This window comes from Colwellia sp. RSH04 (assembly GCF_003545765.1).
Taxonomy (GTDB): domain Bacteria; phylum Pseudomonadota; class Gammaproteobacteria; order Enterobacterales; family Alteromonadaceae; genus Colwellia.
In genome coordinates this window covers 33,208-59,775 of sequence record NZ_QXIO01000010.1, presented here as the reverse complement: position 1 = coordinate 59,775, position 26,568 = coordinate 33,208, and the positions used below count along the sequence as shown (strand labels likewise).

Below are 26,568 nucleotides of genomic sequence, written 5' to 3'. Positions count from 1 at the left end.
ACAAATAATAAAGCCGTTTTTATTTAAAAACGGCTTTTATTGGTGCAATATTTAATATGCATATTAAATATTGAAATATGAGAAACGAATTAGAATTCGTCTAACATATATTCTAAGGAATCTTCATAAACCCTTAGTTCTTTTTCTAGTTGGAACTTATCTCTTAGTAACTCAATTTCACGCCACTTTCTTTTTTTTGTCGACGTTGCACGGTTGGTGGTTGGTTTGTTTCTTGACTCTAACATTTGGTTATTATTATCCATAAAGCGCCCCTTATTTCCTAAAAAATAAAAACAACTGCATCTCTTTAATATCACAAATATTTACGCTTTAAAATGAAAAAACGCACATTTTTTACAAAATATGCGTTTTTTTCAACATTATGTGCTGTTATTTCAAGCTGGTTGGCGTATTTTACAACATCTCAGCGAGTTGCTTTTCAAGTTTAATTTGGTCAATGGCGAAGTTTCGAATACCTTCTGCTAGCTTTTCAGTCGCCATTGCATCTTGGTTCATTTCCCAGCGAAATTGTGCTTCTGTTAAGGGAGACTCATTCGCTGGATTTGGCACTGCCGTTTTTAGTTTTTGAACAACAGTTTCAGTATTACTGTCTAGTTCATCCATTAATTGCGGGCTAATGGTTAAGCGATCACAACCAGCCAGTTCAAGAATCTCACCGGTGTTTCTAAAACTAGCGCCCATAACAACGGTGTTATAACCTTGGGTTTTGTAATAGTTATAGATGCTTGTTACTGAGACTACACCAGGATCTTCATTGCTTGCATAATCAGTACGACCTGTATCTTTCTTATACCAATCTAAAATGCGGCCAACGAAAGGTGAAATTAAGTAGGCACCCGCTTCTGCACAAGCTCTAGCTTGAGCAAAGCTAAATAGTAAGGTTAAATTACAATTGATTCCTTGTTTTTCTAACGCTTGAGCTGCTTTGATACCTTCCCATGTTGAAGCTAATTTTATTAAAATTCTGTCGTTACTTATACCTGCTTCGTTATACATAGCCATAAGCTTATGTGCTTTTTCTATTGATGCGTTCGTATCAAAAGATAGGCGCGCATCAACTTCAGTAGAAATTCTACCTGGAATTATTTTTAATATTTCTAAACCAATAAGTACCGATAACTTATCGGCAGCATCAATGACTTGTTGTTCTGCATTATCAGATTGTTCTTTTGCCCAAGCAACTGAGTCACTCAGTAATTGCTGATAATTTTCTAAAGCAGCGGCTTTTAACACTAAAGAAGGGTTAGTGGTAGCATCTTGAGGCTGAAATTTAGCAATGGCTTCGATATCGCCTGTATCGGCAACAACCGTGGTCATTTTCTTTAGCTGAGCTAGTTGTGAAGAAGAGTTTGTCATGATGAGACCTTTTACTTTTGGGAATTATTTAATAACCATTTTGGTTATATTGACTTCATTGAGAATGTAGCTGTTGAAATATTACAACATAATATAATGAATGTGCTATTTAAAAAGCACTATATCCTAGTTTTTAATGAAAAAGTTGGTGAAATTACTATTTTTTGATAATAGATTTTATTTTTATAGCAATTTAGTGAAGCTGTTCTAAGTTGAATTGCTTATGGTATAGTTACTCTTCCTACAAATTGATAAGGCTTAGGCTGAATAATCTTGTTATGTTACTAGTTGTTTCCCCAGCAAAAAAATTAGACTTTGAATCAACCCCCGCGACTGAAAAATATACCCTGCCTACGTTGTTAGCGCAAAGCCAGTTGTTAATAGATGATTGTGTAAAATTAACACCAGATGAAATCGCTTCTTTAATGAAATTAAGTGATAAATTAGCCGGATTAAATGCCGCTAGGTTTGGAGAGTGGTCTCTACCATTTACCCCTGAAAATGCAAGGCAAGCGGTGCTGAGTTTTAATGGTGATGTTTATACTGGTTTAGACGCGGCAAGTTTTTCTGAACAAGATTTTGACTTTGCGCAGAATCATTTACGTATATTGTCAGGTTTATATGGCTTATTAAAACCGCTAGATTTAATGCAAGCTTATCGCTTAGAAATGGGCTGTAAACTGGCTAATGTTCGTGGCGATAATTTGTACCAGTTTTGGGGTGATATTATCACGAATGAATTGAATAAAGCCTTGGCAGAGCAAAAGGAAGAGACCTTAATAAACCTTGCTTCAACAGAATACTTTAAGTCAGTTAAGAAAAAGTCTTTAAATGCTAATATTATTACTCCAGCCTTTAAAGATTGGAAGAATGGCCAATATAAAATGATCAGTTTCTACGCTAAAAAAGCGCGCGGTTTAATGGCAAGGTATATTATTCAAAATCAAATTACCGATGTTGAACAGGTAAAGCAATTTGATTTAGCGGGTTACAAGTATAATGAAAGCTTTTCTAAAGGTAACGATTGGGTATTTACACGTAAAGAAGAGGGCTAGTCGCGATACTTTCTTCTACTTTCTAAATTTTGATAACAATTACATGGAGGCAATATGTTAACGCTACTTGCTAAATTATTTCATGCACTTAATAGTGATAGTTCCATAAGGCAGATTGCCTTAGCGATTGCACTCGGGTTTATTTTTGCCTTAGCCCCTTTTTTTAGTTTACATAACTTAGTGATATTGTTTTTTGTGTTGTTAATAAAAGTTCACTTGGGCAGTTTTATTCTTTCAGTCGGTTTTTTTTCAGCGTTAAGTTACCTTTTATCACCAGTTACCGTTTGGGTAGGTGAGTCATTACTCACCGCTGAGGCATTGAATCCTTTATTTACCGAAATGTATCAATTGTCTTGGTTCAAATTAGCACATTGGCATCATACCTATACTTTTGGGGCTATCGTTCTGGGAATAGCTTTATCAATACCGGTTTATTTTGTCGCTAAGGTATTAATTGCAAAATACCGTGTACATATCATGGCTTTCTTCCAAAAGTTTAAGGTTGTACAAGCTCTGAAAGCGTCTAAGTTTTATAAAATTTACTTAGGTATCTCTGGTAATACGATGGGGACAGGTTTATGAGCCGTTTTATTCGTTGGCAAGGTATAGCGGTATTTGCCACCTTAGTCGCGTTGATGTGTGCGTTTGTATATTTATTTGCAGGTACTTTAGTTAAGAAAGGGATTATCACCGCGGCTGAATCTTCTTTTGGTGCAGAAGTGAATATTGATCATGTTGATGTTAATTTTTCACCGGTAAGCATTACCATTAATGGTATGCAAGTCACTGATAAAGAAGCTCCTAATCTTAACTTGTTTAGTTTTGAACAAGCCAAAGCCAGTGTCGATGTATGGCAGTACTTGTTTGGAAAAATAATCATAGAGGCGTTTGCCGTTGAGCAACTAAAGCTCAATGAAAAAAGAGCAAAAACGGGGGCTGTATATGTATTAGCAGAGCCTGACTCTAATGAAGGTAGCAGCTTATCTGATCAGCTCCCTGATTTTGATTTAACATTACCTGACAGTAAAACATTATTAGCGAATAGTAATTTACATACAGTTAAAGCTGCTGAGCAATTAGAGCTTACCTACCAACAAGAACAAGAAAAGCTTAAGTCGTTAAAAGATTCTTTACCGTCAAAAGCTAAATTAAAAGCTTATCAAGAACGAGTTAAAGCGCTGACTGATAGAGAGATTAAATCTCTTGACGATTTAGAGCAGTTAAAAGCTGACTTTGATAAAGTTAAGGCGTCCTTTAAAGAAGATCAGCTTGCGGTTAAAAAAGCAAAAGAACAGTTTAACGAGAGTAAAACAAAAATTTCTTCACAGTTAAATGCATTGAAAGTAGCCCCTGAAAAAGATTGGCAAGAAATAGAAAACAAATATCAATTAGGTAGTATAGATGCTGAAGATTTTGCTCATATCTTATTTGGTGAAAAAGCGAGAGATTACTATCAAAGCTTAGAGCATATTTATAATTTGTTAAGCCCCTATATAAAAGGGAACAGTTCAACAGAAGCGCTTGAAGAAAAGCAGTTTATTCAAGGACGCTTTATTTCTTTTAAAGAAGATAATCCTTTGCCTGACTTTTTATTAAAGCAAGGGACATTGTCTTTAGAGTTACCACAGGGAGACTTCTCTGTGACGCTTAATGAAATTACGCATCAACACTGGTATAGAAACAAAGCCAGTGAGGTATTGGTCTCATCAAAAGTGAAAGGGCAAGTCACATTAGAAAGTGAGTTCACTATTGCGCAAGAAGGAACATTCAACAGTAAAGGTGAATGGTCAATAAGTGGCTTAAATATCCCTCAAAGTGAGATTGCTAACTCAAAAGCGTTAACCCTCAATTTAACTTCAGGTTTGTTAGCGGGTGTTGGTAGTTATAGTGTACTTAATAGCGAATTGGTATCAGATGCTAACCTTCAAATTACTCAAGCTAATTATGATGGTAAAGCGGAAACTAAGTTTACAAAAGTGATGCTTGAAACATTAAATACATTGGATAGTTTAGATCTTGGGATTAAAGCCAGTGGAGATATTTTAGCACCAAGCTTGTCAATGTCATCATCACTTGATAAAGCCCTTTCTGGCGCGGTTAAGCAGCAAGTTGCCAATAAGTTATCAAGCTTTAAAAGTGGTATCTCTACAGGCCTTAATAGTAAAGTCAGTGAGGCATTAGATCTAAATAGTGCGAATGCTGATGAAATGATCAATTTTGAAAGTATTTTAACTAATACCGATCAGTCACTAGAAGAGTTGAAAAACTCTGATGTAATAAAACAACAGCAAGATAAACTAAAAGACAAAGCTGAAGATAAACTGAAAAAGAAATTGGGCAAGCTTTTTGGTTAAATATTTAACTTCTTAAGTCTAAGTAGCGCAGTTGAACCTTGATTAAGTGTAGCGCTTTAAAAGGTTCAACGGTTTTATTCTAAGAAGCTATATTGTCATAAACCGTGATTTACTACGTAGTAAAGGATCATTACCTTGATTTCTCTTCGACATTTTACTGAGTCAGATATTCCGTTGTTAAAGTCGTATTTAAACAATGCTACAGTGACACAATATATTACGGATGCCATTCCTAAACCTTATACCGAAGCTGACGCAAAATGGTGGGTTAATCATTGTAAAGGAAGTTCGCTTATTCAAGTGATAGAATTTAACGGCACTTTTGTTGGTTGTATTTCTGCTTCTAGAGGTGATTTTGAATATCAATGCTCGGCAGAATTAGGCTATTGGTTAGGTGAGGATTACTGGAACAAAGGTATCGCCACTGAAGCCGTTAAACTCTTTGTTGATATTCTATTTAAACATCATGCTTTAGTTCGATTATTTGTTTCAGTAGTATCTATAAACCATGCATCAATTAGAGTTCTAGAGAAAAATAACTTTGTTTTAGAGGGACAGTTAAGTAAAGCCTCTTGTAAAAATAATCAATATTTTGATGAAATGTTATTTGCTAAAGTAACTAAATAATTCGCTTAATCGTCATAAAACCAGAAGTCGCCTTCCATATGAATATATCGTCTTTCTCGCATTATCAAAAAGCAACTCTCTTTGGAGTGTTAGGAATGGGCATTGGTTTTATTGCCTTTTTATATAATTATTATATGGTACCTAGTACTCTCTTTGGCTATGAAGTTATTGCTGCCCCAGCGATGTTCGCGTTGAGCTTTTTTAGTGAAGAAACTTACTTTATTCCCAAAATGGTTATTCTTCTGTTTGGGCAATTTCTAGGCTACTTTTTCGTTGTATTAATTGTTATGTTGGTACATAAATACCAAAAGCGCTTTCTTAAAAGCTGAACGATTCGTCATTTTAGTAAGTTGAGATGTCAGTGCACTGTTATTATTAACCCCAAGGATGAAGTGTGAGAAAGAGAGGAAAAGTAAAGTATTTACTGATGATAAGTATTGGCATGATATTTATCGCACTGCTTTATAATGAAAGCTTAATTGAATATTTACTAAGGCTTGAAGATAGCAATAAACATGAGTTAGTTATAACTAAAACCACTAATGCTAAGCAAAGTATTACTCAAGAAAGTTTAAATCAACAAAATTTTTTAGCGAACAAGGCTCAACACGAAGAAGATAATATAGGCGATTATATTTACGATTGCTCCGATGTTATTGTTCCTCAAATTCAAAATCCACAACAAGTTCATACTGACTTTATCAGTCAATTAAAAAACTCTTCTTCTCCAGAGCATCAATTAAGCGCTATTCTTTTTGATCATAACCTTAATGAGAAAGAACGATTTGATTTACTTATTGAATATAAGAATAACCAACTAGAGTCTCCTTCATTAATGCTCGATATTATTGGTCGTTGCTCTGATCGAGAAATTAGCTGTAATGACGATTTGTTTGCTCAAGCTATTGAACTTGAAGGTAATAATTCAGCGTTGTGGTTGCATTTAGCTAACTACTACTTCGCTGAAAAGAATGAGTCTATGGCCTTTGATGCTATGAGTAACGCCATTAAAGCCAGTGAGTTTAATGATTATTACTATAATGATTTGGCATTGTATATGCGTACTTCAAAGGGGTTACTTGACGTTCATTTATCTCACCGAGTGATAGCAAGTATTGGTATTTTTGCCGCCAAGCCACTTTGGATTTCAGAAATGGCAAACTTCTGTTTGAATAATGAACACTTATCAGAGCAAGAAAATTTTTTATGTTTAGAAGTGGGTAAACTGATGGAGTATAACGCTAGTTTACATATTGCCAATGTTATTGGTATTCAATTTCAAGAAAAGGCATATGAAAGGGAAGGTAATGATGAGTTAGTTGCCTTATTGAAGGCTAAAGCGAAAAAAGGAGATAACTGGTCAACATTGCACAATGACAGTTTTGTTTTATCGACCTTTGATGAGGGGTTATTTGAGTATTGGCTAGATAGTGCAATCAACCATGGAGAATATAAAGCGCAGCAACTTCTTATTGAAGAAGCCATTACCCTATCAAAAAATGAGTACTACAACCCTTGCCCAGTTAACTAGAGGTAAATTCTAGTATTTAACTGTTATCCCCATGTCGCTTATGTCGTTCTAGGTGAACACGTCTTTATACGAAATGGTATTATTATCGTTAGAAAATACAATGCTCAGCAAAGTCTTTAGCTTCGGTAGCTGTCCAATCACCTTTGGGTTTTTCATTCATTTGTTCACACCACTCATCACTGCCTATAGCAGGGGAACAGGCACTAAGAACAAAGAGGGTTAATACTAATGTGATGACTTTTTTCATTTAAAAATCCCATGTGGTGGCTAACTCCTGAGTATTAAAATAACCGTCAGGCAGCCAAAAGTTAAATCGTTGAATGCATCATAAGAGGCACGAAAAGAAAAGGCAAGGTATAGCTATAGTAAAAACCCAATTGCACAGGCTTGTAACCATTCATAAATATTTACCAGTACGTCCTTAAGGCTAAGTTAACGCCCCAGCCACCATACTCACCACCATCATTGGCTTTATCATTCATGGTTGAATATTGTACGCCAGCTTGAATTTTAAACTTATGGCCATTGGCTAACCAATTTACACCTGCGTAAATCTCTTGGTAATTATCACCTCGACCTGAGGTGACGCTGCTTTCATATCGCGCTAAACGGACACCGTTTTCATTCTTACTATTGAGGTAAGTATATCGGCTTACCCATTGAATCGATTTGCTTTGTTGGTAATAAGGCATGATCACAAAACCAATAACATCGCTTTGTCCTAAATCGCCTTTGCCGTATGAAAAGTCACTATCAAGATGCCATTTGTTGCTTTTAAATTTAGACGAAAAACTTATCACCTGAGAAAAATCTCGAGTATTACCTGCTTCGTGAGTGTCATTGTAAACATAATCTACACTCACTAGACCTTGCTCCCATAAGCTAGATTTACTGAGCGTTTTACTGACAGAAAATAAAGCAAAATAGCTAGTATCGCTAAAGCCTATTTCGTCTGAATCATCGCTAGAGAATACACCTGTGTTATATGTCCAACCATCGTTTAGCTTACCTTTAACGCTCACACCCGTGAAGTACTCTGCTGTAAACCATAAATTGTTGGTTAAATTGTTTCGCTGTGGTGTTAGTAGCTTTTTAGAGGATGTTTTGCCGTCCATAGTAAAGCCAGCAGAATGCTTTAAGAAAGTCAGCTTAGTTCTATCATCCATTGCCCAGCTAAGGTTAGCATCGGTTAACCGATTGTAGCTATCTGAGAATGATTTATTAAGATTGATATCTGCTTCTAAAGCACCCGTTAATTCACCTATTTTACCCTTGAAACCAAATCGAAAACGTCGCCAACTAGTATCATTAAATTCGCCTTGTTCAGCATCGTTCCATGCTGAATCAAGTTGTAATCGGCCTGATAGTTTGAAATAGTCTCCCTGTTCATTTTTATACAGGTCAACATACTGCCATGCCTCTTCAAAGCTTGAATCTTCAGCTTGAGCAATAAATGATGTGATAAGGAGACTGGTAACTATAACACTTGATAAAAGGTTATGTTTGACTGTTCGGTTATCTGTGTGTTTACGAGATTGAGTACTACTAGTTTTTTGCATAATCATAACTGTCATAAAGTTAAAAGTGGCAAATTGCCGTCAACTTCATCCTTAAAGCGTTGGCCGCATGATTGATTAAATTTATAGGCGGATTTCATCATTACTTTATGACAGTCATATTTCATCGCGTTTTTCTTTTGTCATAAAAGTGTAACGCTAAAGGTATTTTTAAAGGTTATTTGGCCTTTTTGGTTTTCTTTAATGCTTTTTTAGCTTGCTTCTTCGCTTTAGCTTTCTTCTGTGCAGGTGTTAACTTCGCTTTAGCTTTTTTATTCGCAACTCTAGCTTCTTTATGTTTAGGGCGTAACTCTTCAATAATTCGGCGAGATAATCGCTCTTTCATGTAGCGCTCAACTTTACCAATAACCGGCATGTCGTGTGCTTCAACTAAAGAAATAGCGGTACCTTTGTTACCTGCACGACCTGTACGACCAATACGGTGTAAGTAAATATCTGCCTTTCTTGGCATATCGAAATTGATAACGTGGGTAATATCATCAATATCAAGACCACGCGCTGCTACATCAGTAGCAACTAATACGCTGATCTCACCACTTTTTAAACGTTCAATGGCTTTATTACGTTTGTCTTGTGGCATTTTTCCTTCAAGCCAAACACAGGGTAATTCTTCTGCGTATAGTTTGCCTGATAAGTGCTGAACGGTTTCGCGTTTGTTGGCAAACACAACGGCTCTAGTTACACCTTCTTGCTTTAAGGTGTGAATGAGTAGTTGTAATTTATGATGTGCGTTATCAGCTAAATGAATCCATTGATGAATGACTGCTTTTTCTTTTCTTGATGGGTTAGATTCAAGAAAAACTGGCTCATCAAGGACTTCTTTAGCAAAGCGAAGAACGCCCGCACCTTCAAGTGTGGCTGAAAAAAGCATAGTTTGTTTGCGCCAGCGTGCTTCAGCAACAATTCTATTAATAGTTTCACTAAAGCCCATATCGAGCATTCTGTCTGCTTCATCGAGAATTAATATCTCGATGTCACGCATATCAAATTGCTCATTCTCTATGTATTCAAGTAAACGACCTGGTGTGGCAACGAGGATGTCAGTGGTGCTATTTAAAATATCATGATGACTACCATAGTTAACACCACCAGTTATAACACCCGTTTTGATATTACTCAGTTCAGTTATCTTCTCGCTATCTTCACCAATTTGAATCGCCAACTCACGAGTGGGCGTTAGAATTAATACTCGAGGAAATCCTGGCTTTGAGCGTGGGTAATCTAATAAATGCTGAGCAACAGGTAATAAAAAGGCGGCGGTTTTACCTGTGCCTGTTGGTGCCGATGCAAGAACATCTTTACCTGTCATTGCTTCTGGGATCACCAATTCTTGAATAGACGTTGGCTTTTTATAACCGATTTTTTTTATACTGGCTAATAGCTCAGAGTCGAGTTCGAACTGCTCAAACATAAGGTATATTTCACTGATTGTTTAACTAATTGTTAAGATGGGCTGATTATAGTGCTTTGTCGGTGTTTTTACTAAAACTTTGTGACTTTTGCGTTATTATTCGTGTGAAGTGAAGCCATTTTATAATAGTTCGCTATATTCCACTAATATTTGCTCACACCAGGTTGCGATACGATCATCTGTCAACTGGTATTGGCTATCTTCATCTAATGCTAAGCCGACAAATTGGCTTTTATCGTCGGTGAGGGCTTTTGAGGCAGCAAACTCATAACCTGAATTAGGCCAATAGCCAATTAGTGTTGCACCTTGGGCAACAACTTGTTCATGGAGCATACCTAAAGCATCTTGAAACCATTCGGTATATCCTATTTGATCTCCCATACCGTATAGCGCTACTGTTTTATTCGTTAAATCAAGCTGGTTAATATCTTGCCAAACAGAGTACCAATCTTCTTGTAGCTCGCCATAATCCCAAGTAGAAATACCTAAAATAATAAAATCGTAATCTAAGCAAAGTAATAACGGGTTATCTTTGATGTTAAATAGGTCAACAATATCTTCGCCGATGGCTGCTTGAATTTTTTCTGCAACAATTTCGGTGTAACAGGTGGTAGAGCCATAAAACAAGCCAATTTTCATTTTCTCAAACTCATTAAGGTAATTCAGCCGAGGATTCTATCAGAAGAGAAAGAATTTGTGCTGCTCTTTATCGTATAAATAAGTCATTTATCATAAATAAATTGCATTATGTTTGTGATAGCTGTAATTTCCATTGCTTATGTTCGGTCTATATCGCTAGCTTAACGTATATAATGTTTGGCAATTTGGTATATGTAGGTATTTTATCTTTCGACCGTATCCTCTAAGAAGTAATTATTCAGGAATTATTATGAACAAGACATTTATTACTCATGCTGTAACAAAAACAGCCTGTGTATTAATCGCAGCGTTATCAACTTTAGCGGTAACACCAGCCGTGCATGGTTTTGATAGTGTTGATAAGCCAATTGAAATGGCAAAAGTAGGCACAGATCCAACAAAGCTAAATAAAGAGGTGCTTAAGGGAAAAATTAAGCGCACTTTAGGTCTAACTGTTATTGATGTTGAAGATACACCAGTACCAGGTATTGCGATGCTAATTACCAACCAAGGTGTTTATTACGCTAGTTACAATGGTGACTACTTTATTCAAGGTAAGGTTTATAGTTTAGGCGCTACGGTCACTGATTTAAGTGAAAAAAGTCTAGCTAAAATCCGTTTAGAGGGCATTAAGCGTTTTAATGACGATATGATTGTTTATCCAGCGAAAGACGAAAAACATGTTGTTACTGTATTTACCGATATTACCTGTGGTTATTGTCGTAAAATGCATGCACAAATGGATGAGTACAATGCTAAAGGTATTACATTTCAGTATCTAGCTTACCCAAGATCGGGCATTAGTGATCGTTTAGGTAATCCTACTGAAGGCTTTAAAGATTTACGTTCTGTTTGGTGTAATGAAGATCCCGCTGCGGCGTTAACTAAAGCGAAAACAGGCGGTAAAGTTGCTTATCGAATCTGTGATAAACCCATTGAAGCTGAATTTGATTTTGGCCGTCAAATTGGTGTATCAGGTACACCAGCGATTATTCTAGAAAATGGTATGATGCTGCCTGGTTATCAACCACCAGCTCAATTAGAAGAAATTCTAAAAAATATTTAATGCGAAAGGCATTAAATTGATCTTTATAACTCGCTTAGGATAGTCAATGCCAAAGCAAATACGTCGTCGAACTTATGTCGATGATCAACATTTACCTGCTGAATTACACCCAGTAATTAAGCAGGTTTATGCGTCTCGTGCTGTCAATTCTACTGAAGATTTAAATCTAGTTGTTAATCAATTAGCTGGCGTTAAAACACTTCATTCATCACTTAAAGGCTTAGAGAAAGCCTGCAAAATACTTCAGCAAGCTTTGGCAACGAAAGAGCCTATTGTCATTGTTGGCGATTTTGATGCTGACGGTGCAACTAGTACAGCCTTAATGATGGAAGGTTTAGCTATTATGGGCTGCGACCATCACAGTTTTTTAGTACCTAATCGCTTTGAATATGGCTATGGCTTGACACCTGAAATTGTCGATTTAGCCGCGGCACAAGGAGCTAAAATTATCGTCACGGTTGATAATGGTATTTCTTGTGTTGCTGGTGTTGCCAAAGCTAAAGCGTATGGCATGAAAGTTATTGTGACAGACCATCACTTACCTGGACAAACGTTACCAAACGCTGATGCTATTGTTAACCCAAACCAAACGGATTGTGACTTTGTCAGTAAAGCGCTTGCTGGGGTTGGTGTTGCTTTCTATCTGATGATGGCTTTAAGAAAAACATTAAGGGAAGCCGATTACTTTACTCAGCAAGGACTTGTGGAACCTAATATTGCCCAATTACTCGATTTAGTCGCTTTAGGGACAGTAGCTGATGTTGTACCCCTAGATAAAAATAATAGAATACTCGTTGCACAAGGGTTAAAACGTATTCGAGCAGGTCAAACGCGTCCTGGTATTCAGGCACTTATCGAAATTGCAGGTAAAAATCAGCAACAATTAGTTGCCAGTGACTTTGGTTTTGCTTTAGGTCCTCGCATTAATGCTGCAGGTCGCTTAGATGATATGTCTTTAGGGATAGATTGTTTACTAGCATCTGATTTAGGTAGCGCTCGAGCGATGGCGGCTGAACTTGACGATTTAAACAAAGCGCGACGAGAAATAGAGCAAGGTATTCAAGTAGAAGCAGAGCGCGTGATGAAATCACTCAATTTAGAATCGGTTGAGCAGGGAAGTTTACCCAATGCTATTGCCCTTTATCAAAATGATTGGCATCAAGGTGTTATTGGTATTGTTGCAGGTCGTTTAAAAGAAAAATTTCATCGACCAAGTATCGTTTTTGCTAATGCTAGTGACGATACAGCAGAGCAAAATGACAATAAACAAGTCATTAAGGGCTCTGCGCGTTCAATTCCTGGTTTGCACATTCGCGACTTATTAGAACGCATTGACACACTTTATCCTGAGTTAATTGATAAGTTTGGTGGCCATGCCATGGCAGCTGGATTATCTATTAAGCAAGCTGACTTCGCACAATTTCAAACGGTTTTTAATGAGCAAGCTACTTTAGCTCTTAAGCCTGAAGATCTTCAGCAAATTATCCTCACTGATGGGGCTTTACCTGCATCAGATATGACGTTATCTTTTGCTGAATTATTGCGTGATTCAGGGCCATGGGGACAACATTTTCCAGAGCCATTATTTGATGATGAGTTCATACTAGTTCAGCAAAGAATTGTTGGCGAGAAGCACTTAAAGTTAGTGGTTGAAAAGCAGAACCAAGTATTTGATGCCATCGCATTTAATATTGACGTCAAAGCTTGGCCTAACCCTACAGCTAAAAACATTAGATTAGTTTATCGCTTAGATGTTAATGAATTTCGAGGTAAACGCACGGTTCAATTGATGGTTGATGACTTAAGCTGCGCATAGTCGTTTATCAAGCTGAAGTTTACGGTGCAAGTTTTACTCTATCTTAGTTGTGTTTTATCTAATTTGTCTCGTTTATTTACCGTACTATTTACGCTACAATGCGCCTTTATTTTAGCTATTTAGGCCTTTTTCATCACTGTTTTAAATAATACAGTGATATTTATAGCTATTTTCCCGTTTTATATCATAAGTTTTGTTTGCTATAAGCTGTTAATTTTATAGATTAAAACAGTGTTTATGTCAGTTATTTGTGTTTGAAGGTTTATGTTTGAAGTTAATCCGATACTTAATAAAATAAAAGAAATTCGTGAACGCGCTGAATTGCTTCGGGGGTACCTTTGACTACGACGTTAAAGCTGAGCGTTTAGTTGAAGTAAGCCGTGAATTAGAGTTACCTGATGTATGGAATGAACCAGAGCGTGCACAAGCGCTAGGTAAAGAGCGAAGTGCATTAGAAGAAGTCGTCAATACCATTGTTGAATTAGAAACAGGTTGTGAGGATATTGAAGGCTTAGTTGAATTAGCCGTTGAAGAAGAAGACGAAGATACCTTCAATGACGCCCAAGAAGAGGCTGATAGTTTAGATGCTATTTTAGTAAAGCTTGAATTTCGTCGCATGTTTAGTGGCGATCAAGATGCCAATAATTGTTATTTAGATATTCAGTCTGGCTCTGGTGGTACTGAAGCACAAGACTGGGCTGAAATGCTAATGCGTATGTATTTACGCTGGGGCGAAGCACACGGTTTTAAAACAGAAGTGATTGAAGTGACTGATGGTGATGTTGCTGGTATTAAAGGCTGTACTATTAAATACACGGGCGAATATGCGTTTGGCTGGTTACGCACTGAAACAGGCGTACATCGTTTGGTGAGAAAATCTCCGTTTGATTCAAGTGGACGCCGCCATACCTCGTTTGCTTCAGCGTTTATTTACCCTGAAATTGATGACAATATTGAAATAGATATTAACCCAGCAGATTTACGCACTGATACCTTTAGAGCATCAGGGGCTGGTGGTCAGCATGTTAATAAAACCGATTCAGCCATTCGTATTACCCATGTACCTACTGGTGCGGTAGTGGCTTGTCAAGCAGACAGATCACAACATAAAAACCGTGCCACCGCGATGAAACTTTTGAAAGCCAAGTTATATGAAATGGAGATTCAAAAGCAAAATGAAGGCAAGCAAGAATTAGAAGATGGCAAATCTGATATAGGTTGGGGCAGTCAAATTCGCTCTTATGTATTAGATGATAGCCGAATCAAAGATTTAAGAACGGGTGTGGAAAATAGAAACACTCAAGCCGTATTAGACGGCGATTTAGATAAATTTATTGAAGCCAGTTTAAAATCTGGTTTATAAACAACTTAAAAGTAAGTTTTAGTATAAGTAAAGAGAAATTAACATGACTAACAAGGTTCAAGATAACCAAAGTGCACAAGACGAAAACAAGCTCATTGCTGAACGTCGTGGTAAATTAGATAAAATCCGCGAGAATTGTTCTGCTAACGGTCACCCAAATGACTTTACTCGTGAGCATTATGCCGCTGATCTTCAAGCTGAACATGGCGAGAAAGATAAAGAAACTCTTGAAGCTGAAACTGAAAAGTACAGTGTTGCTGGTCGTGTTATGGCTAAACGTGGTCCTTTCTTAGTACTTCAAGATATGACAGGTCGTATCCAGGCTTATGCAGCGAAAGAAGTACAAAAAGATATTAAAGCACGTTGGGGCTTATTAGATATTGGTGACATTATTGGTGTGACTGGTACTTTGCATAAATCAGGTAAAGGTGATTTATACGTAAATATGGATGAATACCAGTTATTAACTAAATCGCTGCGTCCATTACCAGAAAAATTCCACGGTTTGTCAGATCAAGAAACAAAATATCGTCAACGTTACGTTGATTTAATTACCAATGAAGAGACTCGTAATACCTTTAAAATTCGTTCTCAAATCGTTAACGGTATTCGTAACTTTTTAACAAGTCGTGACTTTGTTGAGGTTGAAACTCCAATGTTACAAGTGATACCTGGTGGTGCTACAGCTAAGCCGTTTATGACGCATCATAACGCCTTAGATATTGATATGTATTTGCGTATTGCGCCAGAGCTTTACTTAAAACGTTTAGTGGTTGGTGGTTTTGAACGTGTCTTTGAAATAAACCGCAATTTCCGTAACGAAGGTTTATCAACACGCCATAATCCAGAGTTCACTATGATTGAATTCTACCAAGCGTACGCAGATTACAAAGACCTAATGAACCTTACTGAAGACATGTTGCGCACTGTTGCTGAAGATGTACTGGGTACTTCAACAATTCGCAATACTGTTAAGAATGCAGACGGTGACGTTGTAGAAGAAGTTTTCTACGAGTTAGGTAAGCCGTTTGAACGTTTATCTATGGTTGATGCCATTCTAAAATATGGTCAAGAAAAGCATGGCGATGTTCTTGATGAAGCGGTTTTACGCGACCCTGAAAATAGTTTTGATGCGTTAAAAGCAATAGCTAAAAAAGTTGGTGTGAAAGAAGGCGATGCAGCAAAAGTTTGGGGCCCTGGTAAATATATTTGTGAAATATTTGAAGAAGTAGCAGAACATTTACTGATTCAACCAACGTTTATTACAGAATATCCGTGGGAAGTTTCACCATTAGCTCGTCGTAATGACGACAACCCGTTCATTACAGACCGTTTTGAGTTTTTTGTTGGTGGTCGTGAGCTAGCTAATGGTTTCTCTGAGCTTAATGATGCAGAAGATCAAGCTGCTCGTTTTAAACGTCAAGTGGAAGAGAAAGATGCTGGTGATGATGAAGCGATGCACTTTGATGATGACTACATTCGTGCGCTTGAACATGGTTTACCACCAACAGCAGGTGAAGGTATCGGTATTGACCGTTTAGTGATGTTATTTACTGATTCACCAACTATCAAGGATGTTATTTTATTCCCGCATATGCGTCCTGAAGTAGAATAACAACATGCTCTAATACAAATAGAGAGTAAAAAAAGCCCGTTGATACAGTGTATCAACGGGCTTTTTTATGTGCCTGCTTTATGCAGTGTTATAAAGAGAAACTAAGAGGGTTTTCGTAGTTTACATAGTTGCTTACAGTTATCGATAGCTAATGAATTTACATGATTTTAACAATGCATTATTCTAGAATCGTATACAAAAATTAGAATAATTAACGCAAGGAATAATAATGTTAACTATAAAAAATTTATCAAAAACGTATGATAATGGAGTTAAAGCACTCGATAATGTAAACCTTGAAATACCAAAAGGCATGTTTGGTTTGCTCGGACCAAATGGGGCAGGAAAATCCTCTTTGATGCGTACCATAGCGACATTACAAGATGCAGATAGCGGTAGTATTGAGTTTAATGGCATTGATGTACTCAATGATCCACAAGCATTACGACAACGTTTAGGTTACTTACCACAAGATTTTGGTGTTTATCCAAGAATTAGTGCTTATGAATTACTTGATCATTTAGCCATTTTGAAAGGGCTAAAAAATACAGCTGAACGTAAAGAAGCTGTAGAAGGTTTGTTGGCACAAACTAACCTTTATCAGCATAGAAAGAATGCCGTTAGTGGCTTTTCTGGCGGTATGAGACAACGCTTTGGCATTGCGCAAGCTTTACTAGGTGATCCAGATTTATTGATTGTTGATGAACCTACCGCAGGTCTAGATCCTGAAGAACGAAATCGCTTTCATAATTTATTGGTTGGTTTAGGTGAAGAAAAAGCCATTATTTTATCAACCCATATCGTTGATGATGTCAGTGAGTTATGCCCAAATATGGCGGTATTAGCTGCGGGTAAAATTGTGTTGCAAGGTAATCCGATAGAGTTAACCAATAATTTGAATGGCCAAATATGGCGCAAAGCTATTTCACAAAATGAAGTCGAGGCGGTTGAGCAAGAGTTTAATGTTATTTCTAAACGTTTATTTGCTGGGCAAACTATCGTGCATGTTATAGCAGACAGCGTACCTTCTGGTTTTGAGCAAGCTCCAGCAAACTTAGAGGATGTATATTTTTCAACACTAAATCAAACTCGACAAGACGCATCAGAAACAGCTGATGTCAGCAAAGTCGCGTAATACAATTCAAAGGATAAGGAACCTCTCATGTTAATGAAAATGTTCGCCTTTGAATGGCGCTATTTTACGCGACAACCGTCGTTTTATGTCACAAGTTTAATCTTTTTCTTGCTGACTTTTTTTGCCACAGTCAGTGAAAATGTTCAAATAGGTGGTGGTGGTAATGTTTTATACAATGGACCTTTCTCTATTGCACAAACATTATTAATTATGGGCTTGTTCGCTATGTTCTTAGTAGTGAACTTTGTTGCAAGTACGGCAACACGTAATGAAACATCTATGATGTCAGAATTACTTTATAGCAAACCTATCAACCCAGTGAGCTATCAATTAGGTCGTTTTTTAGGTTCATTTGCAGTAGTTGCTACTGTCTTTTTGACTGTACCGTTAGGCATTTTAATGGGGACATTGTTAGGAGGGCTTGTTGGTTGGGTTGACCCAGAACGTTTGGGTGTTACAGAATTAAGTCATTACTTTACAGCATACTTTTATTTGTCATTACCTACTTTATTTGTCTTATCATGTTTCTTTTATGCAATAGCCATTAAATTTCGCTCTATGATGGCTGTGTACTTATCTGCTGTAGGCTTATTCATTTTGTATTCTATTTCTGGGCAATTTTTAAATGAACCAGAATATCGTGCTATGGCAGCTTTACTTGATCCCTTTGCATTTAACACTTTCGGTGAAGTGACACGTTACTGGACTATGTTCGATAAAAACAATAGCCCAATTGAATTAACGGGTATATTGCTAGAGAATCGTTTGCTATGGGTGGGAATTGCAGCCGTTATTATGGTGCTATTTGGTGGCTTTAGATCGAAAGTGCGATTACCAAATAAAGTGAAAAAGCAAAGTAAAAAAGCCATTAAGAAAGCGGCGAAAGAATCAGAACTTTTTACCCGTAAAATACCTCAACTTTTAAAGAATAATATTTCAACGCAAAGCTCAGGTGTGCAAACACCGGCGCATTTACGCATGAGAATATTGTTTGAAATAAAACAAGTTATCTTTAGTGCGCCATTTATGGTGTTAGCAGTACTGACTATATTTATGTTAGTAGCGCCACTGGTAGATCCACAAGCCATGTTTGGCACACCTAACTGGCCTTTAACTCAGGCGATGGTATCGTTGATTGCAAACTCTACAGGTTTACTCATGATGATAGTACTGGCGTATTACAGTGCTGAAATTGTTTGGCGTGAGCGTAATTCAGGTATGGGTGATATTGTTGATTCTATGCCAGTAAATAACATTACCTTCTGGTTATCTAAAATTATCGCTATTAGTTTAGTATTAGCATTGCTGTATGTTTTTGGTATTGCGGTAACAGTCATTAACCAATTAGTTCGCGGCCATGAACATATTGAATTATCGCAATACATCATTCGTTTAGGTTACATTAATTTACTGCCATTGGTTTTAACAGCAGTGTTAGCCTTTTTCTTACAAGTGATTAGCTCTAATAAATATGTCGGTATGTTGTTATTTGTGCTTTATATTATTAGTACTATTACCCTAAGTAACTTTGGTTTTAGTCATAATATGTTCCAATTTGCTGGAGCGCCTACGGTATTTTATTCAGATATTAATGGTTATGGTTCATTCTTATCGGCTCATCATTGGTACATGTTATATTGGACTGGTTTAACCGTTGTTTTAGCGAGCTTAGCTTACGCTTTATGGCACAGGGGGCCTGCTCAATCGTTAAAAGCCCGTATGAAAAAAGTTGGTTATTATTTAGGGGCTCCGGGTAAACTTGCCATTGCAACAGGGCTTGTTGTGTTTATTGGCGCGGGTAGCGTTATTCACTATAACACACGCGTAATCAATGAATATGTTATCGCCGATGATCGAGAAGATTCACAAGCAGAATATGAGCACAAATATGTTGCTCATATTCATGATGCTATTCCAACGATCACTAAAACCCATGCCAAAGTTGATATTTTTCCTGAAGAACGTCTTATTGAAGCGTTAGCTGAAATAAGTTTAACCAATACATCGGATAGTCCTATTGAAAAATTTCTAGTGTCAAAACCAAGGTTTACCGATAAATGGAATGTTGAAATTTCAGGTGGTAAGTTAGGCGAACTTGATGAAGACTTTGATACCGCTTGGTTCATTTTTGATGAACCGTTACAACCAGGTGAAGTAAGAACAGGTAAGTTAACTGCCGTTAGAGCGCATCATGGTTTTTCTGATGGTGGCAATGATTTTACCTTAGTGAATAATGGTACTTTCATTGACAACTATACTTTGTTCCCAACTTTTGGTTATCGCCAAGATTGGCAATTGAGTGATCGTCACGATCGACGTAATCATGAATTAGAGCCACTAAAGCGCGCTAATAAACTTGAAGATAGCAAATTCTATAATGAAAGCTTCTTTGGTAACGGTGTCGGATTTATTGAATTTGAAGCGACAATTTCTACCTCAGAAGAGCAATTCGCTATTGCACCTGGTTATTTACAAAGTGAAAAAGTGGTTGATGGTAGAAAAATATATCACTACAAAATGAACGCACCTATGGTGAATTTCTACTCGTTTATGTCTGCTAAATTGGCGGCTAAAAAAGAGCAGTATAAAGGCATAGATATTGAAGTTTATTATCATGAAAAACATGGTATGAATGTAGATAGAATGATTGAATCGGTTCGAGATTCAATTGACTATTTCACCGAAAACTTTGGCCCTTATCAACATAAACAAATGCGTATTATTGAGTTCCCGGGTTATCGCTCTTTTGCACAAAGTTTTGCTAATACAGTACCTTACTCTGAAACAATAGGCTTTATTAGTGATTTACGTGATCCTGAAAATATTGATCCTGCTTATTATGTTACCGCACATGAAGTGGCCCATCAGTGGTGGGGTCATCAAGTGGGCGCTGCTAATGTTCAAGGTAGTGCTATTATTTCAGAAAGTCTTTCACAATACAGCGCGTTAATGGTGATGGAGAAAAAATACGGTAAAGAGAAAATTCGTAAATTTTTAAAATATGAATTAGATCGCTACCTACGTGGTCGTAGTGTTGAATTTTTAGAAGAAATGCCGTTATATCGTAGTGAAAATCAATCTTATATTCACTATCGTAAAGGCTCTGTTGTGATGATGTCGTTAAAAGATCGTTTAGGCGAACAACGATTAAATCAAGCATTGAAAAACTTCTTAGCAGAATTTAAATATCAAAGTACGCCGTACCCGACCACGTTAGATTTGATGGCTTACATCAAGCAAGATGCCAATGAGCAAGAGCAAGCGTTTGTTAGCAACTTATTTGAGCATATTAGTCTTTATGATCTGAAAACTACCGATGTTCAGGTTGTTGCAGTTGACGGCGAGGAAGATACCTATGATGTCACTATGACCATTGAAGCGGCGTTAAAGCGTGCTGATGGTCAAGGTAAAGAGACTGAAATCGATTTCGCTGATGAAATTGATATTGGTTTATTCAGTGAGGACCCTGAAGACTTATCGGCGCAAGATTTTGTCTTGTACCTTGCCAAACATCAAATAAAAACAGGTAGTAATGAAATAACCCTGCGAGTTAAAGGTAAACCCAAGTTTGCCGGCGTAGATCCTTTTGTACGACTTATTGATAGAGACAGTGCTGATAACCTTTATCGTTTATAAGTATTTAACTATAAATAATTATCTGTAGGTATTATCTATAAATAGTCATCTTACTGTACAGTTTATCGTACTAAGATGTACAAAAAGCTCAACGAGTGACCTAATCGTGCTTGTTGGGCTTTTTTATTTTTTTTGGGGAATGACTGTTCATCTTGCCCGTTATTCAGTAGATTAACTGCTTCATGCCATTTTGCACTGGGTTAAAATCGCTTAACGCATGAATAATATAATAAGAATGAAGAACGAGATTTAACTCAAGCGTTCTCACTAGTTGATAAGGTATTTTAATGGGTGTTTCAAGAGGCGGGTTCAGCTCGCGCATGGGCTTTATTTTAGCGGCGGCAGGATCTGCTGTAGGGTTAGGAAATATATGGGGCTTTCCAACGCAAACGGCTAGCAATGGTGGTGCTGCCTTTGTTTTAGTTTATTTAGTACTGGCTTTTTGTTTAGCTTATCCTGCCTTTATGGCAGAGTTGCTTATTGGCCGTTACGGCCAAGCTAATGCGGTAAGTTCGATGCAAAAAATGTCCCGTACTCTATGGCAGAAGCGTTTTGCTTTTATTGTGGGTTTTGGCGGTATTATTTGTGCAGCTTTGATTTTAAGTTTTTATGGCATTATTGCTGGTTGGATGATGTCTTATGCGATAGAGCCAGTGATGCGTCTAGCCAATATGGACAATGCAGGTAAGTGGTTAATTGAGCAATCTTTATCACGTAATTTATTGTTTACGTCATTGTTTATGTTATTAACCATTTTTATTATACGCCGTGGCGTAGAACAAGGTATTGAGAAGTGGTCTAAGCGATTAATGCCTATGCTAATTGGCTTGTTAATCTTATTAATTATTTATGTGTTTACCCTTGAGGGTTCAAGAGAAGGCTTTAAAGCTTATTTAAACCCTGATATTTCCCGAGTATTTGAACCTGACTTATTAATTAGCGCACTTGGTCAAGCCTTCTTTTCATTATCATTAGGCACGAGTGTTATGGTCATTTATGGGTCATATATCAGTAAGAAAGAAAACTTGGTTAGCTTAGGCGCTCAAGTAACCTTAATTGATGTCTCGATTGCTTTTCTTGCAGGTTTATTAATTATCCCTGCCATGTATGTTGCTCAAGCTCAAGGCGTAGCTATATTTGCTGATGACGGTAGTCTGATTTCAGGGCCAAACTTAGTCTTTGACGTATTACCGACGTTATTTAATGGTATGGGTTTAGTTGGTTTGTTTGTCGCCTTTGGTTTCTTTGTTTTAATGTCTATTGCGGCGCTTACTTCATCAATTTCAATGCTTGAAGGGCCGGTTTCTTTTGTTGTTGAACGCCATAATGTTAAACGAGAAAAAGCCACTGTGTTAATTGGTTGTTTTATTTTGCTGTTAAGCGCTATTATTATTTTGAACTTTGAATTACTTTTTGGTCTAGTGATTAGTGCTTCAACGGTATATGGTCAACCGCTTATTGCCATGCTTTGCTGTGTGTTTGTTGGCTGGATTTGGCAACGCAGTGAAGTACTTGCAGAGATTAAAGAAGGCAACAATGAAGTTGAGAATAGCCTATTTTGGAAAATATGGCCTTGGTACACTAAATTTGTTTGCCCGAGTGCAATCGGCTTAGTGTTTTGGCATTCGCTATAACAATGTTTCAGGGGTTAATGTTTAACGCATATTCTTTGATTTTTATGGGGTAAAACCTACCTAGAGCTTTGGCCAATTAAGTTGCCAAGGCTCTAGTAGCTTCGTCATTTCATCTTGCATCTCAGGCTGGGTAAATAACTCGCCGTACTTAGGCTTAACAACAAACTCAAATTCCTCTCCCTGATAAGAGAACCTTAATGCAAAAGCATGTAGGTAGCCTCTATCACTTTCACTCCCCGCATATTGATTATCACCTAATATTGGCGCAGATAGACTATTTAATGCCACTCTAAGCTGATGTGTTTTTCCTGTATGTGGTTTAAGCAAGAATAAACGTATTTTGGGTGCAACACTAAACGAGAGAAATTGACTGATAGCGGGATTTTTTTGACTGCGTAATAGTTTCCAGCTACCACGACGGCTTTTACTCATATCACCTTTTATAAGGCCTTGTTTCTTAATTGGCTTTTTATCGCTTATGGCTAAATAGTATTTTTCAATATGATGTTGCTCAAAAAGCTGTCCGAATTGTTGAGCACTTTGCAGCGATTTAGCAAAAATGATTAAACCCGAGGTCATTTTATCTAAGCGGTGAACGGGGAATAAATTATCGACATTTAGAGACGCTTTAACTAACGAAAATAGCCCAGAACCTTGCTCACCTTCATCATGAAAATTAACACCGGGTGCTTTGTCGACCACAATGAAATCATCATGTTGCGCAATAATTTTAAACATTTTAATTAACCGCTAGCTGTTGTTGTTTGCTATGATAAATCAATCTATTTCTATTTACCTTATTAACTGGACGTTATTTTGTATAGAGCATCTAAACCTTCATCGATAAAAGCAGCACGCATTGTAAAAAAACTAACACAATTGAGTACTACATTACTTGCTAGCTATGCATTGTTTTCTTGTAGCACTACCCAGCAAGAGCCTGTAGTACTTCCTTCAGGAGTTAGTTTGTTAGAGTCTGTATCCTCTGTGAATGAAGGACTCAATATTCCCTATAATAAATATCAATTAGATAATGGTTTAATGGTTATTTTACACCCTGATAATTCTGATCCATTAGTGCATATTGATGTGACATATCATGTTGGCTCAGCGAGAGAGCAGTTAGGCAAATCAGGCTTTGCCCACTTCTTTGAGCATATGATGTTCCAAGGCTCAAAAAACGTTGCTGATGAACAGCATTTTAAAGTGGTAACACAAAGTGGCGGTAATCTTAACGGTACAACCAATTCTGATAGAACCAATTACTATCAAACGGTACCGAAGAATCAATTAGAAAAAATATTGTGGTTAGAGTCTGATCGCATGGGCTTTTTATTAGACAGTATTACGGAAGAAAAATTTGAAGTGCAAAGAGCTACGGTCAAAAATGAGCGTGGTCAGAATGTCGATAATAGACCTTATGGACGTCTCACTGAAACTATGAATCAAATGATTTACCCAAGGGAACATCCTTATTCATGGCCTACTATTGGCTATATGAGCGACTTAGACCGTGGTACGGTTGCTGATTTAAAAGAATTCTTTTCTCGTTGGTATGGACCAAATAATGCGGTATTAACCATCGGTGGAGATATTGATGAAGCCCAAACCCTTGCATGGGTAAATAAGTATTTTGGCGAGCTCAAAACAGGGCCTGAAGTCGACAATATTGCTAAAGAGGCGATATCGCTTTCGCAAAACCGCTATTACTCGTTCAGCGATAATGTTTCTTTACCGCTACTGTATATTAGTTACCCAACCGTATATGGAATGCATGAAGATGAGCCTGCTCTTGATGTATTAGCAAATATTTTAGGTGGCGGCCCAACGTCGCTGTTATATAAAAACCTTGTTAAATCAGGTGTGGCGGTACAAGCAGGTACTAGTCACCCGTGTCGAGAATTAGCCTGTCAAATGAACTTTTTTGCACTGCCTAATCCGCAGCAAGGTTTGGAGTTAGCCAAAATTGAACAAGTTATTACTGATACCTTAGTTGAGTTTGAAGAGCGCGGCGTTAATGATGACGACCTGAAAAAAACAAAAGTAAGTATTGAAACTGGCACTATTTATGGTTTACAGAGTGTTTCAGGAAAAGTTTCTAGCTTGGCGCATTATCAAACCATGCTCGGTAATGCTAATTACACCAATGAGCAAGTCGCTCGTTATAATCAAGTAACTAAAGCAGACGTAATGCGTGTATTTAAACAATATATAAAAGGTAAAGGAGCAGGTGTTTTATCTATTGTGCCACAAGGGCAGGAAACACTTATTGCGCGTGCAAACAGTTTTGAATTACCTGATGTGAGTAACCCACCTGAAACAGCAAAACTCGCTACACCTATTATGAAAAACGTGAGTAGCTTTGATCGTTCTGTTATGCCAAAAGCTTCAGAAAATCCACAAGTTAAGGTACCAAAATTATGGCGTAAAAACTTTGCTAATGGTATGAAAATTATTGGTACAGAAAATAGTGAAACACCAACGGTCAGTTTATTACTTAGCCTAGAAGGCGGCCCACTGTTAGATCCTATTGAAAAAGCTGGTCTTGCTTCACTTACTGCGAGCTTAATGAATGAAGGGACTACAACCTATACTAAAGAGCAATTATCCAATGAGTTAGCGTTACTTGGAAGTAGCATTTCGGTAGGTGCCTCAGGTCGAAATACTTATGTTCAAGTCAGTAGCTTAGTAAAAAACTTAGATGCAACGTTAACATTAATGCTCGACGTAATGTTTAACCCAAGTTTTGCTCAAGCAGATTTTGATCGCGTTAAAAATCAGTTGATACAAGGATTAGAGCAAGGGAGTAAAGATGCCAATACCTTAGCAGGTAGAGCATTAAAGCAAGTGACCTATGGTACTGAAAATAGAATCGGTTTTGCTGATAGTGGAACGATTGCCACGGTTAGTGCGATTTCACTTGATGATATAAAGGGGTTTTATTCACAATATTTTTCACCTAAAAAAGCAAGCTTAGTTGTTGTGGGAGATATTGATAAAAATGAATTATTGCCTAAGTTATTCTATTTAAAAGAATGGCAGGGTAATGATTACCCATTATCAGCAGACTACAATATGCCAAGCATTACCCCGAAAAAACTCTATTTTGTAGATCTGCCTAATGCTAGTCAATCGGTGATTAAGTTAACACGAAGAACAATGCCATTTGATGCCACTGGTGAGCACTTTAAGGCTTCATTAATGAACTACCCATTAGGCAGTGCATTTAATAGTCGTATTAACTTAAACCTTCGAGAAGATAAAGGTTATACCTATGGCGCTTCAAGCTATTTTAGTGCAGGTAAAACCTTAGGTCGCTTTACAGCAGGTGCTAGTGTTAAAAAAGAGCATACCTATGATTCGATGATTGAAATTGAGAAAGAGCTCAGTAATTATCAAGCAAATGGAATGTCAGAAGCTGAAGCTTTATTTATGCGACAAGCTATTTCACAGAATGAAGCCTTAAGCTTTGAAACACCTAGCCAGAAAAGTGGCTTTTTAAGGCAAGTATTACAGTTTAACCTTCCTGTTAATTACGGTGACGAACAATCAGATATTATTAAAAATATAACGTTATCTGAACTAAATAACATTGCGAAAAAAGAATTAGCCAAACCCATGCAATGGATTGTGGTCGGTGACGGTCAAATTGTTAGACCTCAGTTAGCAAAACTCGGGATTGAAATTGTTGAGTTAAAGCTAGCTAAATAAATAGTTAATTGAGTCTCATGA

21 protein-coding genes are annotated in these 26,568 nt (G+C 37.2%); 14 read left to right on the top strand and 7 right to left on the bottom strand.

Features of this window, described 5'->3' with window-relative positions:
• Positions 1-89 precede the first annotated feature (89 nt).
• Together D1094_RS14940 and tal are read right to left on the bottom strand one after the other, a co-directional pair.
• Positions 90-263 carry a DUF3545 family protein gene (locus D1094_RS14940; RefSeq protein ID WP_118960911.1) on the bottom strand — a complete coding sequence of 58 codons (174 nt, stop codon included), beginning with the start codon at positions 261-263 and terminating at the stop codon, positions 90-92.
• A gap of 151 nt (positions 264-414) precedes the next feature.
• A complete protein-coding gene (gene tal / locus D1094_RS14935; protein ID WP_118960910.1) occupies positions 415-1,377 on the bottom strand; it encodes a transaldolase in 963 nt (320 codons plus the stop codon).
• A 278-nt stretch (positions 1,378-1,655) separates the two neighbouring features.
• Here tal and yaaA point away from each other — a divergent pair, with 278 nt between their 5' ends.
• The 6 genes from yaaA (at position 1,656) to D1094_RS14905 (ending at position 6,944) form a co-directional block, all read left to right on the top strand.
• Positions 1,656-2,432, top strand: a complete 777-nt coding sequence (gene yaaA, locus D1094_RS14930) for a peroxide stress protein YaaA (protein WP_118960909.1) — start codon at positions 1,656-1,658, stop codon at positions 2,430-2,432.
• A 54-nt stretch (positions 2,433-2,486) separates the two neighbouring features.
• On the top strand, positions 2,487-3,014 hold the full coding sequence (locus tag D1094_RS14925) for a TIGR03546 family protein (protein WP_118960908.1): 528 nt from the start codon (positions 2,487-2,489) through the stop codon (positions 3,012-3,014).
• On the top strand, positions 3,011-4,786 hold the full coding sequence (locus D1094_RS14920) for a TIGR03545 family protein (protein WP_118960907.1): 1,776 nt from the start codon (positions 3,011-3,013) through the stop codon (positions 4,784-4,786). The genes D1094_RS14925 and D1094_RS14920 overlap by 4 nt, the downstream gene beginning before the upstream one ends.
• A 135-nt stretch (positions 4,787-4,921) precedes the next feature.
• Positions 4,922-5,413: a GNAT family N-acetyltransferase gene (locus D1094_RS14915; RefSeq protein WP_182440207.1), complete on the top strand. Its 492-nt coding sequence runs from the start codon at positions 4,922-4,924 to the stop codon at positions 5,411-5,413.
• Positions 5,414-5,451: 38 nt separating this feature from the next.
• Positions 5,452-5,742 (top strand): hypothetical protein, encoded by a 291-nt coding sequence (locus tag D1094_RS14910; protein WP_118960905.1) that lies wholly within the window; start codon positions 5,452-5,454, stop codon positions 5,740-5,742.
• Between the two features lie 65 nt (positions 5,743-5,807).
• Positions 5,808-6,944 (top strand): hypothetical protein, encoded by a 1,137-nt coding sequence (locus tag D1094_RS14905; protein ID WP_147361086.1) that lies wholly within the window; start codon positions 5,808-5,810, stop codon positions 6,942-6,944.
• 88 nt (positions 6,945-7,032) lie between these two features.
• Here the strand turns inward: D1094_RS14905 and D1094_RS14900 are convergent, their stop codons facing one another.
• From D1094_RS14900 to fldB, 4 genes are all read right to left on the bottom strand, one after another.
• On the bottom strand, positions 7,033-7,191 hold the full coding sequence (locus D1094_RS14900) for a DUF3012 domain-containing protein (RefSeq protein WP_118960903.1): 159 nt from the start codon (positions 7,189-7,191) through the stop codon (positions 7,033-7,035).
• Between the two features lie 160 nt (positions 7,192-7,351).
• The gene (locus tag D1094_RS14895; RefSeq protein WP_147361085.1) at positions 7,352-8,503 is read right to left on the bottom strand and encodes a porin; all 1,152 of its coding nucleotides are present in this window, start codon (positions 8,501-8,503) and stop codon (positions 7,352-7,354) included.
• A gap of 175 nt (positions 8,504-8,678) precedes the next feature.
• On the bottom strand, positions 8,679-9,932 hold the full coding sequence (gene srmB / locus D1094_RS14890) for an ATP-dependent RNA helicase SrmB (protein ID WP_118960901.1): 1,254 nt from the start codon (positions 9,930-9,932) through the stop codon (positions 8,679-8,681).
• Between the two features lie 120 nt (positions 9,933-10,052).
• Positions 10,053-10,571: a flavodoxin FldB gene (gene fldB, locus D1094_RS14885; RefSeq protein WP_118960900.1), complete on the bottom strand. Its 519-nt coding sequence runs from the start codon at positions 10,569-10,571 to the stop codon at positions 10,053-10,055.
• A 250-nt stretch (positions 10,572-10,821) separates the two neighbouring features.
• On the opposite strand from fldB, the gene D1094_RS14880 reads away from it, so the two are divergent.
• The 7 genes from D1094_RS14880 (at position 10,822) to D1094_RS14850 (ending at position 22,836) form a co-directional block, all read left to right on the top strand.
• The gene (locus D1094_RS14880; RefSeq protein WP_259337977.1) at positions 10,822-11,637 is read left to right on the top strand and encodes a thioredoxin fold domain-containing protein; all 816 of its coding nucleotides are present in this window, start codon (positions 10,822-10,824) and stop codon (positions 11,635-11,637) included.
• 46 nt (positions 11,638-11,683) lie between these two features.
• Entirely contained in the window at positions 11,684-13,453 is a 1,770-nt protein-coding gene (recJ, locus tag D1094_RS14875; RefSeq protein WP_118960899.1) for a single-stranded-DNA-specific exonuclease RecJ, read from the top strand.
• 264 nt (positions 13,454-13,717) lie between these two features.
• Positions 13,718-14,816, top strand: a protein-coding gene (prfB, locus tag D1094_RS14870; RefSeq protein ID WP_182440206.1) for a peptide chain release factor 2 whose coding sequence is annotated in 2 segments (ribosomal slippage) — positions 13,718-13,792 and positions 13,794-14,816 — 1,098 coding nt in all. Because the reading frame shifts where the segments join, the coding sequence is not laid out codon by codon here.
• Positions 14,817-14,859: 43 nt separating this feature from the next.
• A complete protein-coding gene (gene lysS / locus D1094_RS14865) occupies positions 14,860-16,431 on the top strand; it encodes a lysine--tRNA ligase (protein WP_118960897.1) in 1,572 nt (523 codons plus the stop codon).
• Between the two features lie 229 nt (positions 16,432-16,660).
• Positions 16,661-17,566, top strand: coding sequence for an ABC transporter ATP-binding protein (locus D1094_RS14860; RefSeq protein WP_118960896.1), 906 nt, complete (start codon positions 16,661-16,663; stop codon positions 17,564-17,566).
• A 27-nt stretch (positions 17,567-17,593) separates the two neighbouring features.
• Positions 17,594-21,202 (top strand): M1 family aminopeptidase, encoded by a 3,609-nt coding sequence (locus tag D1094_RS14855; protein ID WP_118960895.1) that lies wholly within the window; start codon positions 17,594-17,596, stop codon positions 21,200-21,202.
• 287 nt (positions 21,203-21,489) lie between these two features.
• Positions 21,490-22,836, top strand: a complete 1,347-nt coding sequence (locus D1094_RS14850; protein ID WP_118960894.1) for a sodium-dependent transporter — start codon at positions 21,490-21,492, stop codon at positions 22,834-22,836.
• 60 nt (positions 22,837-22,896) lie between these two features.
• On the opposite strand, the gene D1094_RS14845 is transcribed toward D1094_RS14850, so the two are convergent.
• Positions 22,897-23,574, bottom strand: coding sequence for a TIGR01621 family pseudouridine synthase (locus D1094_RS14845; protein ID WP_118960893.1), 678 nt, complete (start codon positions 23,572-23,574; stop codon positions 22,897-22,899).
• 120 nt (positions 23,575-23,694) lie between these two features.
• Between D1094_RS14845 and D1094_RS14840 the strand changes: the two genes are divergently transcribed.
• Complete coding sequence (locus D1094_RS14840) at positions 23,695-26,547, top strand: pitrilysin family protein (protein ID WP_118960984.1); 2,853 nt, start codon at positions 23,695-23,697, stop codon at positions 26,545-26,547.
• Positions 26,548-26,568: the final 21 nt, after the last annotated feature.